Source organism: Cognatundibacterium luofuense (genome assembly GCF_018139685.1).
GTDB classification, from domain to species: domain Bacteria; phylum Pseudomonadota; class Gammaproteobacteria; order Burkholderiales; family Burkholderiaceae_D; genus Undibacterium; species Undibacterium luofuense.
Window position 1 is genome coordinate 1 of sequence record NZ_JAGSPN010000714.1, and the last position, 240, is coordinate 240.

Consider the following 240-nt stretch of genomic DNA (forward strand, 5'->3'; position numbering starts at 1 on the left):
TTGTGACGACAGGCAACTGTACGATCAATGCGAATCAGGCAGGTGACGGTACATACAATGCAGCGACCCAGGTACAGCAAACCTTCGCGGTTGCTGCGGTGGTTCCGGGTGCGCCGACCAGTGTCAGCGCAACCGCAGGTACTGGTTCAGCAACAGTGACCTTTACCGCACCGGCTTCGAATGGTGGTGCAGCAATTACGACTTATACAGCGACCTCCAGTCCGGGCGGATTTACCGGTT

At 56.7% G+C, this 240-nt stretch carries 1 pseudogene; it reads left to right on the forward strand.

Annotation, left to right across the window (positions count from 1 at the left end):
- Positions 1-240 (forward strand): annotated as a pseudogene (locus KDM89_RS23160) (IPTL-CTERM sorting domain-containing protein); the annotation flags it as partial.